Origin of the sequence: Labrys okinawensis (genome assembly GCF_002982075.1) — a bacterium.
In the GTDB taxonomy this organism is placed as follows: Bacteria; Pseudomonadota; Alphaproteobacteria; order Rhizobiales; family Labraceae; genus Labrys; species Labrys okinawensis_A.
This window is the reverse complement of record NZ_PUEJ01000011.1, coordinates 64211-78009: the sequence shown is the minus strand read 5'-3', so window position 1 is coordinate 78009 and position 13799 is coordinate 64211. Positions and strand designations below refer to the sequence as shown.

General features: G+C 60.0%; 12 protein-coding genes. 7 read left to right on the top strand and 5 right to left on the bottom strand.

The window, feature by feature from the left end:
• Positions 1–4 precede the first annotated feature (4 nt).
• Positions 5–1048, bottom strand: coding sequence for a LacI family DNA-binding transcriptional regulator (locus tag C5L14_RS24935; RefSeq protein ID WP_105864778.1), 1044 nt, complete (start codon positions 1046–1048; stop codon positions 5–7).
• Positions 1049–1183: 135 nt separating this feature from the next.
• Between C5L14_RS24935 and C5L14_RS24930 the strand changes: the two genes are divergently transcribed.
• The 6 genes from C5L14_RS24930 to C5L14_RS24905 all read left to right on the top strand — a co-directional run bounded on the left by C5L14_RS24930 (position 1184) and on the right by C5L14_RS24905 (position 7311).
• Positions 1184–2218, top strand: coding sequence for a Gfo/Idh/MocA family protein (locus C5L14_RS24930; RefSeq protein ID WP_105864777.1), 1035 nt, complete (start codon positions 1184–1186; stop codon positions 2216–2218).
• A gap of 9 nt (positions 2219–2227) precedes the next feature.
• Positions 2228–3130 (top strand): sugar phosphate isomerase/epimerase family protein, encoded by a 903-nt coding sequence (locus C5L14_RS24925; RefSeq protein ID WP_105864776.1) that lies wholly within the window; start codon positions 2228–2230, stop codon positions 3128–3130.
• 65 nt (positions 3131–3195) lie between these two features.
• A complete protein-coding gene (locus C5L14_RS24920; RefSeq protein WP_105864775.1) occupies positions 3196–4428 on the top strand; it encodes an ABC transporter substrate-binding protein in 1233 nt (410 codons plus the stop codon).
• Between the two features lie 92 nt (positions 4429–4520).
• Entirely contained in the window at positions 4521–5423 is a 903-nt protein-coding gene (locus C5L14_RS24915) for a carbohydrate ABC transporter permease (protein ID WP_105864774.1), read from the top strand.
• Positions 5420–6247, top strand: a complete 828-nt coding sequence (locus C5L14_RS24910) for a carbohydrate ABC transporter permease (protein WP_105864773.1) — start codon at positions 5420–5422, stop codon at positions 6245–6247. Before C5L14_RS24915 ends, C5L14_RS24910 begins: the two co-directional genes overlap by 4 nt.
• On the top strand, positions 6244–7311 hold the full coding sequence (locus tag C5L14_RS24905; protein ID WP_105864772.1) for an ABC transporter ATP-binding protein: 1068 nt from the start codon (positions 6244–6246) through the stop codon (positions 7309–7311). Before C5L14_RS24910 ends, C5L14_RS24905 begins: the two co-directional genes overlap by 4 nt.
• 182 nt (positions 7312–7493) lie before the next feature.
• Here C5L14_RS24905 and C5L14_RS24900 read toward each other — a convergent pair whose 3' ends face one another.
• The 4 genes from C5L14_RS24900 to C5L14_RS24885 all read right to left on the bottom strand — a co-directional run bounded on the left by C5L14_RS24900 (position 7494) and on the right by C5L14_RS24885 (position 12200).
• On the bottom strand, positions 7494–8339 hold the full coding sequence (locus tag C5L14_RS24900) for a carbohydrate ABC transporter permease (protein ID WP_105864771.1): 846 nt from the start codon (positions 8337–8339) through the stop codon (positions 7494–7496).
• Between the two features lie 3 nt (positions 8340–8342).
• Positions 8343–9281 (bottom strand): carbohydrate ABC transporter permease, encoded by a 939-nt coding sequence (locus C5L14_RS24895; RefSeq protein ID WP_210203290.1) that lies wholly within the window; start codon positions 9279–9281, stop codon positions 8343–8345.
• A gap of 100 nt (positions 9282–9381) precedes the next feature.
• Entirely contained in the window at positions 9382–10641 is a 1260-nt protein-coding gene (locus tag C5L14_RS24890; RefSeq protein WP_105864770.1) for an ABC transporter substrate-binding protein, read from the bottom strand.
• Between the two features lie 65 nt (positions 10642–10706).
• On the bottom strand, positions 10707–12200 hold the full coding sequence (locus C5L14_RS24885) for an alpha-glucosidase/alpha-galactosidase (protein ID WP_105864769.1): 1494 nt from the start codon (positions 12198–12200) through the stop codon (positions 10707–10709).
• 167 nt (positions 12201–12367) lie between these two features.
• On the opposite strand from C5L14_RS24885, the gene C5L14_RS24880 reads away from it, so the two are divergent.
• On the top strand, positions 12368–13285 hold the full coding sequence (locus tag C5L14_RS24880; RefSeq protein WP_245443576.1) for an AraC family transcriptional regulator: 918 nt from the start codon (positions 12368–12370) through the stop codon (positions 13283–13285).
• Positions 13286–13799: the final 514 nt, after the last annotated feature.

The window sequence follows — 13799 nt, the reverse complement described above, 5'->3', positions numbered from 1 at the left end:
ATGTCTAATTCCTGCGATCCGCCGGCCCGTTACCATCACTTTCTCCTGGCTCAAGCGTCATGGGCCAAAGCACGCGTGCTGGACGCTGGGCATAGGCGGCCGCATAGCCCGGCATTGTGGCGAGCAAGGTCTCGGCGAGGGCGACGCCGAGGTCGCGATGCTTAAGGCCATAGGCGGTCAGCCGCGGCGAAAGGAAATGTGAGTGTGGGCTCTGCCGACCGATGACTGCAATATCACGACCAGGCACCATGCCAGCCTCACTCAACCCGCGATAGAGTCCTGTCGCGAGCATCTCGTTGACCAGCAGGATCGCCGTGGGGCGTTCTTCGCAGGCAAGCAGTTCACGAGCGATCTGATAGCCACCCCTCTCATTTGGCAGGGAACGGAATATATGCTCGTTGGCGAGCGTCAAACCGTGCCTGGTAAGCACGTCGCGGCACCGATCGACAAAGATATAACCAAGATTCGTGTCGTCATGAGGCCGCGTGACAGCAATGTGTCGATGACCGCGCTCCACCAGGCGCTCGATCGAGGCCTGCGCTATGCCCTCGAAATCGAGATCGATCCATGGCTGGCCGACATCCGTCAGACTGCGCCCCAACGTGATGAACGGTATCTTGCGCCTGGCAAGTAGTTCCAGCCGTGGATCGTGGCGTCGGGTAGACGACAAGATGATGCCATCGGCGAAACCGCGCGCAACAACGCGCTTTAAATAATCAAGCGGGTCTTCTTCGGAAGAACACAACAGAGCGACCAGGTCGAGCTTATGCCGGGCGAACACCGCTTGCACACCATCGAAGACGCTCATGAAGAAGGTATCGCCATGGCCCGTGATTTCGGGCCCGGTCTGCATCATGAAGCCGATGATGCCGGTAGAGCCTTTACGGAGTGCCCGGCCCGATTGGTTGGCGACATAGCCAAGGGATTTCGCGGCCTCCAGCACACGTTTGCGAGTTTCCTCGTTGACATCGGGCTTGCCATTGAGGGCGCGCGAGACGGTGCCGATGGAAATGTCGAGATGCTCGGCAAGTTGGCGAATGCCTTTCATGTTTCCTCGTCTCCCCGACTCCGTCGACTGCCCGCATAAGCGCCTATTGACATAAAATAGCTTCCACCCATAGGATCGTAAACGTTTACGGACGCCAGTCGAGGAGTTTCTGGCCGCCGTTCGGGGAGGAAAGTCGTGACGTACAAGGTCGTTTTGTGCGGGTGCGGAGCTATGGCCAAAGGCTGGCTCAAGGCAGTCGCAGACACGCCAGCTCTCAAGGATTGTCTGACGGTCGTCGGCCTGGTCGATCTTGACCGCACCGTCGCTGAGACGCTCTCTCATGAGTTCGATCTCGGCGGCGTTGCAATCGGCACGGATATCGACGCCGTGCTGTCGGAGGCGAAGCCGGATATCCTGTTCGACATCGTGGTTCCCGAAGCGCGCCGAACCGTTGTCGCGACCGGCCTGGCCCATGGATGCCACGTCCTCAGCGAAAAACCGATGGCAGTCTCCCTGGCCGAAGCGCGGGAACTGCTCGGGCTTGCCGAGATTGCCGGAAAATTTCATGCGGTCGTGCAGAACCGTCGCTACATCGCGGGCATACGCCGCATTCGCCGCATGATCGAGGACGGCGCACTCGGTCGCCTCACCGGCCTGCATTGTGACTTCTTCCTCGGCCCCCATTTCGGCGGCTTCAGGGAACAGATGGACCATGTCCTGCTGCTCGACATGGCGATCCATACCTTCGATGCCGCACGCTTCATCTCAGGCAAGGATCCGCTCGCCGTCTATTGTCAGGAGCACAATCCGCCCGGTTCCTGGTACCGGCACGGGGCGGCAGCCAACGCCATCTTCGAACTCTCCGACGATGTCGTCTTCACCTATCGAGGATCGTGGTGCGCCGAAGGTAGTCCCACGAGCTGGGAGAGCGCCTGGCGCATCACCGGTACCATCGGCACGCTCCTTTGGGACGGATTCGACAGATTCGAGGCGAACATCGTCACGGGAACGGACGGTTTCTTTCGCGAGGTTACGCCGATCGGCGTCCCGATCCCGGCAAACGAGGCCGACATCCACGGCCACGCCAGCGTGATCGGGCGTTTCCTCGCTGCGATCCGCACCGGCGACCGGCCGGAAACGGATGGCAGCGACAACATCAAGAGCCTTGCCATGGTTTTCGGTGCGATCGACAGCGCCCGCCACGGCAAGCGCGTCACCATTGCAGCATAGGATATTTTCATGACCAACCCGGCAAGATCCATCCGTATCGGCACCATGGTGCGCGCCTCGGACGGCAGCGCGGCCAGGCGTATCGGGCAAATCGCCGATATGGGCTTCGAAAGCTTCGAACCTTTCTTCTGGCAGACGACCAATGGCCAGGATCTCGCCGAGCTCGGCAGACGCTGCAGAGAAGCCATCGGAGAGCGGGACATCACCATTTCCACGCTCGGCATGTTCGGCAATCCGCTCGAGGGGAGCGACCTCGACCAGCAGACGCTGCAGGGCTGGCAGGACTGCATCGACAATGCTCATCACTTCGGCGCCACTTGCGTTGCCGGCTTTACCGGCCGCCTGCGGGGCAGGCCCCTTGTCGACAGCCTGCCCCGCTACAAGGAGGTATGGAGCGAACTCGCCAAGCGCGCCGCCGACAAGGGGGTGAAGATCGCTTTTGAAAACTGCGCCATGGACGGCAACTGGCAGACCGGTGACTGGAACATCGCGCACAATCCCGATGCTTGGGAACTCATCTTCAACGAAACGCCGGATGAGAATATCGGCCTGGAGTGGGAGCCCTGCCACCAGATGGTCTATCTCATCGAGCCCCTTCCGCAGATCCGCAAATGGGCGCCCAAGATCTTCCACGTGCACGGGAAGGACGCGACGATCCGTTGGGACGTCATCCGCGAGCACGGCATCTTCGGAAAGGAACCGTTCGTCTTCATGCGCACGCCGGGGTTCGGCGACACCAACTGGACGGACATCATTTCCGAACTACGCCTGGCTGGTTGGACCGGCTCCATCGACATCGAAGGCTGGCACGATCCGGTCTACCGCGGCGAGTTGGAAATGACCGGCCAGGTCCATGCCCTGAACTATCTCAAGAAATGCCGGGGCGGCGATTTCGTCTTCGAGCCGACCTGAGACGCCGAGCCGGTAAACAAGAAGAATTGCCGGTGCTTGAGGGATAACCACAAAGGAGGAAAACTATGGCCATCCGCAAATTTGCAATGATCGGCGCCATGGCGCTGGCAGGCGCTTCCCTCTTCTGCCTTTCGGCGAGAGCGGAGGACGTTACGCTCACCCTCTGGTCTCTCGACAAGGACATTCAGCCGGCGCCCAATCTTGTCAAGGCGTTCAACGAGCAAAACAACGGCATCAAGATCGAATACCGGCTGATTCAGTTCGATGACGTGGTGACCGAAGCCATGCGCGCCTATGCAACCGGCCAAGCCCCGGACCTTATTGCCGTCGACAATCCGGAGCACGCGCTTTTCTCCTCACGCGGTGCCTTTCTCGATCTCACCGACATGATCAAGGCATCCAAGATCATCAAGCCCGAAAATTATTTCCCAGGCCCCCTGAAATCCGTCGAGTGGCAGGGCAAGTATTATGGCGTGCCGAAGGCGACGAACACGATCGCGCTCTACTACAACAAGGATATGTTCAAGGCGAAGGGACTTGATCCGAACAAGCCGCCGCAGACCTGGGACGAACTCGTCGAAGACGCACGCAAGCTGACCGACCCGGCTCGAAACGTCTATGGTTTGGCCTTCTCCGCCAAGGCCAATGAGGAAGGCACCTTCCAATTCCTGCCCTGGGTCCAGATGGGTGGCGGCAGCTACGAGAACATCAATGCCGACGGTGCGGTCAAGGCGCTTCAAATCTGGAAGACGATCATCGACGAGAAGCTCGCTTCGCCCGACACGCTGACGCGCGGACAGTGGGATTCCACCGGCACCTTCAATTCCGGCAATGCGGCCATGGCGATCTCGGGTCCCTGGGAGCTCGACCGTATGTCCCAGGAAGCCAAATTCGACTGGGGCGTGGCTCTGCTGCCGGTCCCCAAGATCGATTCCGAGCGTTCATCTGCGATGGGCGACTTCAATTGGGCGATCTTCTCCACCAGCAAACATCCCGCCGAAGCCTTCAAGGCTCTCGAATATTTCGTGTCGCAAGACGACAAGATGTTCAAGAATTTCGGCCAGCTCCCCGCGCGTTCCGACATCGCCATTCCCCAAACCGGGCAGCCGCTAAAGGATGCCGCCCTCAAGGTCTTTCTCGAGCAGCTCAAATACGCGAGACCTCGCGGCCCGCACCCGCAATGGCCAAAGATTTCCAGGGCAATCCAGGATGCCATCCAGGCGGCGCTCACCGGACAGATGAGTCCGAAGGAGGCGCTCGACCAAGCTGCCGACAAGATCCGGGCCGTGCTTGGCTAGCTTTCGCGATGGTCGGGAGGTCTCTGGCCGTCGAACCCGGCCGCGCCCCTTCCCTGCAAGATCACGGGTTACGCTGGAGCATTTGGCGACCTATGAAACGGATCTTCTCAAGCCTCAGGGATGGTCGCGGCTTCGACGTCGTGCTCGTCGCTCTTCCTCTGTGTTTTCTGCTCCTGATGGCAGGCCTGCCACTCCTCTATAATGTCGTGATGAGCTTTCAAGAGGTTGACATGTTCAGCCTCGGCACCATCTCCCGGCCCTTCGTCGGCTTACGCAACTATCGCGCCCTGTTCTCACAGCCGGAAACGCTGCCTATTCTTTACAACACGCTGATCTTCGTTGCCGGTTCGATCGCAGGCCAATTCCTGATCGGCTTTGGCCTGGCGCTGCTCTTCTGGATCAACTTTCCCGGTGCCTCCTGGCTGCGGGGTCTCTTCCTGGTATCCTGGGTCATGCCCGGCCTTGTCGTCGGCGCGATCTGGAACTGGATCCTTTCGGGTGATTTCGGCGTTCTCAACTTCATCCTGAAGGAAGGCGGCTTCATCTCAGGCAACATCTTCTGGCGTTCCGATCCGCATTATTCTCTCTACGCCGTCATGATCGCCAATATCTGGCTGGGAACCGCTTTCAACATGATCCTGCTCTCGGTCGGCCTATCCGCCATTCCAAGCGATCTCTACGAGGCTGCTGAATTGGATGGCGCGAATGTCTGGCAGCGCTTCTGGACGATCACCTTGCCCATGATGCGCTCATCGATCGGTGCCATCGTTGCGCTGGGCCTGATCTTCACGCTCCAGCAGTTCGACCTTTTCGCGGCCATAACGTCAGGTGGACCGAATAATTCGTCCAACGTCACCCAATACTGGGCCTGGGATCTTTCCTTTCGCCAATATGACTTCGCCAAGGGAGCGACTATTTCGGTCATCATGATCGGTTTCGTGATGCTTGCCTCGATCGTCTATGTGCGCTCGACACGACATGAGGTGCGCGGATGAGCAGAAGTGTCAGCAACCGCCTCATGCTCGCAATCGCCGTCATCCTCGCGGGAATCTACCTTTTCCCGCTCTATTGGATGTACATCACGGCGCTCAAGAGCGGTTCGGAGATGTTTGCGACGCCGCCGAAGTTCTGGCCGTCGTCATCGCAGTGGAGTACTTACGCTTATGTCTGGCAAAGCCGCCAGATGGGCCGCTATTTGTGGAACTCGCTGGTCATTGCCGCCGGCGCCGTGGCACTCATCACCGTTCTTGGCGTGGGCTGCGCCTATGTATTGGCGCGCTATCGCAACCTCTGGGTGGATATCGGTCTCTTCCTGATCCTGATGCTGCAGGTGCTGCCCGCCTCGCTCATGATCACGCCGATATTCGTCGGCTTCTCTCAACTCGGACTGTTGAACTATCCGCGCCTGGCCGTGGTGATCGCCATCGCCGCCAAGAGCATGCCCTTCTTCGTGGTTCTTGTACGCGCAACCTTCATGACGGTGCCGCAGGAACTCGAAGAGGCAGCGCTTGTGGATGGCAATAGTCGCATCGGTGCCTTCTTCAACATCGTGCTTCCACTCGCACGCAACGGCATCCTCGTCAGCGCCATCCTGATCTTCATGCAGGCCTTCGGCGAGTTCGTCTATTCGAAGTCGATGATCCAGGCAGCAGAGCTTCAGCCGGCGAGTGTCGGCCTCTACTCCTTCATGGGGCCGAACACCAATGAATGGAACAACATCATGGCCTATGCGACCATCTATGTAACCCCAATTCTCGCTGTCTTCGTCCTCTTGCAGCGCCGGATCGTCTCGGGTCTTACTTCGGGAGCGTTGAAATGACCGCTCAGATCGAATTGTCCGGCGTCAACAAGCACTATGGTGCCTATCATGCCCTGAAAGACATAGATCTGTCGATCCACAAGGGGAGTTTCACGGCGCTTATCGGCCCCTCGGGCTGTGGGAAGTCAACTCTGCTGCGCTCGCTGGCCGGACTCGAGAGCATCTCGACGGGCACGCTCAAGATCGCCGGCGAGGTGATGACCAGGGTACCGCCGCGCAAGCGCGACGTGGCCATGGTCTTCCAATCCTATGCACTCTACCCGCATATGACGGTCGAGGAGAACCTCACCTACAGCCTGCGTATTCGCGGCACGCCAAAGGCGCAAGCGAAGAAGGCAGCGGCGGAGGTCGCCGTGACTACCGGCCTCTCGCACCTGCTGGGGCGCTATCCACGCGAACTTTCCGGCGGCCAGCGCCAGCGTGTCGCGATGAGCCGCGCCATCATCCGCCACCCGAAGGCCTTCTTGTTCGACGAGCCGCTATCCAATCTCGATGCGGCCCTGCGCGTGCACATGCGAAAGGAAATCCGCGCGCTCCACGACCGCCTCGGCGCAACCTCGGTTTACGTCACCCACGACCAGATCGAGGCGATGACGATGGCCGACCATGTCGTCGTCATGCGGGCCGGAGTCATCGAGCAGCAGGGGCGTCCTCTGGATCTCTACGATAAGCCGCTCAACAAATTCGTGGCGGGTTTCATTGGTTCGCCCGCCATGAATTTCATTCCAGCGGTCGGGGGAGAGGACGGCCGTTCGCTCGTGCTCGACCTCGGTCAGCGCCAATCCGTGGACCTCGGCTATGCCGTCCAGGCTGGTCGCAAGCTGATCGCGGGTCTGCGCCCAGAGCATATCGCCATCGCCCCACCGGACGGTGCCATGCTCAAAGTGCCGGTCGCCGTCGTCGAGTCCACGGGTGCGGCGACCCATCTAACCACAGCAACCGCACCGGAACTCGCAGTGGTCGTCAATGGTCGGGCGGGACACTTCGCCGGCGAAATGGTCGGTCTCAACTTTTCACCTGCACAGCTCCACCTTTTCGACGCACAGACGGACCTGCGGATCTAACTCCACCGAGCCCGCGGGACGATCATGCGTGATCGTCCCCATTCACGGTCGGGGGGAAGCAGACGCAGATGCAGTACCAACGGCAAGCCATCCGTCCCCTTGAAGTTGATTGTCCCCGTCCAGATCCATCGATTGCAGCGGCACATGCGATGCTTATCGAGCGGGACGAGCGATCCTCTGGATCAGCCCTTCACGGCCCCAGCTGCCAGGCCTTCGACCAGAAAACGCTGCAGATAGACGAAACCGAGAGCGACAGGGACCACGGCCAGTACGGAGGCTGCCATCAGCAGGCCCCAATCGGTCTGATGGGAACCTCGGAAAATCATGATGCCAGGGGTCAGTGTCCGGCGCGCGTCGTCATTGATCAGCACATAGCCAAACATGAATTCGTTCCACGCCGCAACGAAGGCGAAAACGCTCGTGGCGAGGATCCCGGGCGCCGTCAACGGCAGCAGAACGCGCCAAATGAAGCCAAGGCGCGAGCAACCGTCAATTTCCGCCGCCTCTTCCAATTCCCGCGGGACGTCATCGAAAAAGCTCTTCAGCATGAAGGTGACGAGTGGAATCATGAAGGTGCAGTAGACGATGATGAGCGCGCGATAGGTGCTTAACAGCCCCAGATGCTGCATCAGCCCGTAAAGCGGTACCAGCAGCAGGACACCGGGGATCATTTGCGAAACCAGCAGGGCACCGCCCACGACCCTGCTCACCGGATAGTATCCCCAGCGGCTCAAGGCGTAGCTGGCAAACACCGATACGATCAGGGTCAACAGCGTCGCGCAGACCCCTACGATCAGACTGTTTCGGAAGTAGGTGAGAAAGTCGCTCTCGAACAGGACGCGGGCGAAATTGTCCAATGTCGGAGCTGCAATCAGCAAAGAGGGCTCGTTACTCATTACCTCCGACGCTGGCTTGAGTGCGGTATCCACCATCCACACGAACGGGAACAGGCAGAACAGGCACAGGAGGGCGAGTATGCCGTAGGTAAGGCTGGCGGCAATCAGGCGCTGGCTGCGTGATATCACCATGGCTCAGGATCTCATGCGACGGTTGCCGTAGAAATACACGAAGAACAGGCTCGCCATGAAAGCCATCGACATCGATGCAAGGGCGCAGGCGGCGCCGACATCATAGTCCTGCATGGCATATTTATAGATCATCACCGGCAGGGTCTGTGAAGCATTGAGCGGGCCACCCTCGGTCATCACCCAGATGAAGTCGAAGTTGATGGCAGTCCAGATGATATGAATGACGATCAGAGTGAGGGATACAGCCTTCAGATGCGGCATGGTGATCACCCAAAAGCGGCGGATCGGGCCGGCGCCGTCGATGGCAGCAGCCTCATGCAGATCGGCTGGCACGGCCTGCAGCGCTGCCAGCAGGCTGATCGTGTAAAAGGGAAAGCTGCGCCAGATGTTGACGAAGGTCACCGTTGGCAGGGCGGTATTGATCTGACCGAGCCAATCGTGCGGATTGTCGAGGAGACCCAGTCGCACCATCCATGCATTGAGGACGCCATAATCGGGATTGAGCAACCACATCCAGTTCAGGCCGGCGATGGCGATCGGGATGACCCAGGGTACCACGACAACGCCGCGGAAGAATGCTCTGCCCTTGATCGGCTGGGCGAGGACCACCGCTGCGGTCAGGCCGAGCAGATATTCGCCGCCGACCGAGAGCGTCGTCCAGCTCAGCGTGTGCCAAAGCGCGGGCAGGAAGTCCTCGTCCTCCAAAACCGTGCGGAAGTTATCGAGGCCAGCGTAACCTCGCGTTGCCGGGTCGACGAGATTGCCGTAATGGAAACTCTGCCAGAGCACATTGCAGAGCGGATAGGCAATGAGCGCCAGGATGAAGGCGGCCGAGGGCAGCAGGAAAAGTGCCGCCATCCTGCCCAGATGTGTGTGGCGCGGGGTCGCGCGCCGGATCGAGGCGACCCTGTTCCGGATAGCCATGAGATCCGCATTCGCCATTGCCCAACTCCCATCGCAAGCGCACGCCAGTCACCGCGCCCGCACCTTCCCGCACTGCCGGCCATGTCCGAGGCTTTGAGGCAGACGAAGCGTGCAAGCCTCAATTCTGGGCCGACATCTGCCCGGTCTGGCGCAGGCTCTTGTTGATTTGCTTGCCAAGCCAGGCGGCGACCGCCGCCGGTTCCTCATTCTTGAGAAGCACCCGCCCGATCGCTTCCTCCATGTCACGCGTGATCGAACCGAGGGCTATCTGGGGGAAAGACACGCCGGTTGGCGTCAACGAGGTGAAAGGCGTGCCCCAGATCGCATCGCCCTGTACATCCGTGCGGGGGGATCGATCGGGAAAGACGGCGGTCTGATAGTCCTTGCTGAGCATGAAGGACGCGAACTCCCAGGTCTCGTCGGGGTGTTTACCCTTGTAGATGAAAAGAGGGTTGATTTCGAAGAAGGTGGCGCTCTTGAGGCTCGCGGGCGGTGGCGCGACACGAACATCTTTCATCTGTTCGGGGTTCTGGTCGGCGCGGTTGCGCATCCAGGGTCCATTGATCACCATGGCATATCGGCCAAGCGCGAAATTGGTGTCCTCCTCTTCCCACCCCCAACCCGATGCTTGTGGTGCGATCACTCCCTTGTCGCGAAAACTGCGATAGAGGGCGAAGACCTGCGTGGCCCGTTTCATCGCTTCGGGATCATCGGCCCAATCGTTCCTGAACTTGCCGTCAGATTGGCGCTTGGCGATCTGAACATCGTTCTGGGCCAGATACATGATCAGTTCCTGTGGCGAACGCACACCGCGCCCGGCAATGCCGAAGCCGGGCTTGCCGGTGGTTTGCTTGATCTTGAGGCTGGCATCGACCAGTTCGTCCCAGGTCTTGGGCGGGGCGGCGATACCCGCCTGCTTGAGCATGTCGGTGTGGTAGAGCAGCCCGCGCAATCCGAGATAGTTCGGCAGGGCGACCAGCTTGCCATCGATCGTGAGCCCCTCGAGGGCATTGGGATAGATCGCCTCGCGGTCGTTCCATTTACTGGCATAGGGTGTCAGGTCGGCGAGCGCTTTCATGCGGTCGAACTCACCAAGCCACTCGATCAGCCCCCAGCTCAGATCCGGTGCGTCGTTACTGGCGATCGACGTGACAAGCTTGTCGTGCAGGGCCTGAAAGGCGATGACCTGCGTCTTGATCTTGATGTTGGGGTGGCTGCGCTCGAACTCGGCGATCTTGGCGATGGCCGCTTTGCCATCGGCCTGGGACGGATCCCAGGCAGTCCAGAAATTGAGGGTTACCGGTTCTGCCTTTGCCAAGCCCGGCATCAGTGGCGAAAGCAGGGCGCCGAGCAGCAATCCTATCTTCAGGATTTTCATGATGTCTTCCTCCCGCTTGTTGCGACAGCTTGCTGCTGTCTTGCAGTGTAGTCAGTAGCGGCGGCTCAAGCGACGACCTGTTGGTCGGGCGAGAGCCCCCCCTCCTTGCGTGCACGCTCTGTCCGAAGCTCCTCGACAGAGCGAACGGGCAGTCTGGCAGCACCCTGCCACTCGCGCTTGGGAATGCGGCTCTTGGCGAGGCGAGCCTTGGCATCCTCGATGGCATGGGCAAACTGAGGAAGCCATTTGGCCTGGGCGACCAGCATCTCGTCGGTCATCTGCCAAACTTCCTCGGGCGTGCAGACGGCACCGACCAGGGGGTCATGCAACATGGCGAGCTTGAGCAGGTCGACATCCCCCGTCACGGCTGCCTTCACCGACAGGCGCTGCACGTTTATGGATGCAATGCACGGAGCCGCGCAGGCGTCGGGAAGGGTCAGGCCTGCCACCATGTTCAGACCGAAACGGTCGACGAAGCCGGTGCTCTCCACGATGGCATCCGCGGGCAGATTGGTGATCAAGCCGCGATTGCGAACGTTGAAATGCCCGCGGTAGACACGTCCCGTTTCCAAAGCCTCGATGATGTAGCTGGCATGTTCGCTCGTTCGCCGGCCCGGATCGATCGGCTTGCCGGCATCGGCCAGGAGGCGGGGAAACTCTTCCTCGAACCAGTTGCGCCCTTCGGTACATACTCGCAGATAACCGCCGGTTTCGCCGTGGATCCATTCCGAAAGGTCGATCCAGCGTTCGATCTCCTCCGGCCGTTTGCGGTACCAGGGCAGATATTCCGACAGATGCCCGTTACTCTCGGTCGAGTAGAGGCCAAAGCGCCTGAGCACGTCGATGCGCACCCTCTCTTGCTTGGAGTAGACCGGATGGCGCTCATAGGCTTCCAGCAGTTCCTGCTTGCCGATGCGCCGGCCCTTGTGGCGTATGTCGACGTACCAGGTCTGATGGTTGATGCCGGTGCAAATATAGTCGACGTCCTTGGGGTCCTGCGCACCCAGTACTTCGGCGATCTGGCGCCAGCCATGCTGCACGCCGTGACACAGACCGATGGTGTCGACGCCGCCATGGTCGAGTGCCGCCCAGGTGTTCATCGCCATCGGATTGGCGTAGTTGAGCAGGCGTGCGCCGGGCTCGGCCACCTCTCGGATATCCTTGCAGAAGTCGAGTATGGCCGCGATGGAGCGCTGGCCGTACATGATGCCTCCGGCGCAGATGGTGTCACCGACGCATTGGTCGACACCATATTGTAGCGGAATGCGAATGTCGTCGGCGAAGGCTTCGAGGCCGCCGACCCGCGCGCAGTTGATGATATAGCGAGCACCGGCGACGGCCTCCCGACGATTGGCCGTGGTTGTGATGCGGGCCGGAAAACCGTTGGTTTCGATCATTCGCCGCAGGATCTGTCCGATCATCTCCAGATTGTGCTGGTTGATGTCCGTCAGCGCGAATTCGACTTCCCGCAATTCTGGCACGCAGAGGATGTCGCGCACCAGCGTTCGGGTGAAGCCAACGCTACCGGCCCCGATAATCGCAATCTTCATGGCACCCATGGCCTGCACCCTCCCTGCAACGCAATTTGCCGCCTGCCCGGGCAGCAAACTTGGCTGGATATACCGATTGGATCTGCCCAAGCAGTGGCATATCTTCAACCGAACGCATTTATGCGCAGCGCGGGTAATGCGGACCAGAGGACGATGGTGCTCTTTAGGGTAATTTTGTGCTTAGCCTTCTCACTGCCAACAGCCCGTTCCGCCATACGATTTCGCTACCGCGCCGGCGCGACCGCCTTCATGTGATGCCGACCAGCACAGGATATGAAATTGCGGACGGGCCAGCCTACGATTGGGATGGTCGCAAGCGAGGCACGACGCCTTTTTCGATATTGCAGCACACCATCGCCGGAGCCGGACAGTTGCAATATGAAAAGAGGCGCTACAGGATCGGCCCGGGGGAGACGATGCTGGTAGCCATTCCGCACGCTCACCGCTACTGGGTGGAAAGAAACGACAGTTGGTCCTTCTTCTGGATTGCCATGTGCGGGCAGGAGGCATTGCGTCTGCATCGGGCGATCCTCGCGGCAGCCGGTCCCGTGCTACGTCTGCGCTCGGAGACGATCGATGCCCTCGCCGGGGTGGCTTTGGACCTCACCGATAGTGAGCTGACCGCTGGAAGGGCCTCGGGCCTTGCTTACAACGCCACGATGACGCTGCACGATGATGTCATGGCCCGCCACGAACCCAGCCCGGGCACGGGCCGAAATCTGGCCATTGAGCGTGTGACGGCTCACATCCGTCAGCATCTCGACCGAGATCTCGACGTGTGCGTGCTTGCTGACATTGCAGGAATGAGCCGTGCTCATTTTAGTCGGACCTTTCACCTGATCGAAGGAGTGGCCCCATCCGAATTCGTCATGCGCGAGCGCATGCAACGGGCCGCGCGACTGCTGATCAACGCTCAGCTCAGCATCAAGGCTATTGCCAGCGCATGTGGCTTTGTCGATCCGAACTACTTCGCCAAGGCGTTCCGGCGTACCTTTGCCATCAGCCCGTCGGAGTTTCGCACCACGGGAATGTATGCAGCCCAGCACCGGCACTCAACAGGAGAAAATTCTGCAGACGGCCAATGGCCGCGGTGATTGATCTCGCCGGTGGACCGGGGATCCGCCGCTCCATCGCATCGAGCCTCGCCCCGACCCAGCGCCCATTCACCATCTCGGCGATGATCGCGCAATTCTTGTCTCGCTCATGATCGATCAGCGCCGCTCCGTTCTCGACCTTGATCACCAGGCCGCACCCGTCATACCAGAAGCGGGTCACGTCCTCGGGAGCACTTGCACTCTTGTCATCCCCGGGCTTCGCTCAGGGAGCGAGGGTTTCGATGCCGGTGACCCTGTCGGTCGTGTCGTGTCCATAAACCAGCGGGTCGCCATCCGGCTTGATCGTCTCGACCGCCGGCATCCCGCCGGTAGCGCGTCAACCCACCCATCGAAACCCTTTTCCGCGGTCACGCCGTCAGCAGCCCAGGACGGCATACCAACCGGCCTGAGGAGCTCGCGAAGCCCGAAAGAATTCGGGCCCACATTTAACAGCTTGACAAATACATAAATCTGGAAGAGCCTAATTTTAGAGCGCAAGGCAGAGCTGCCTATT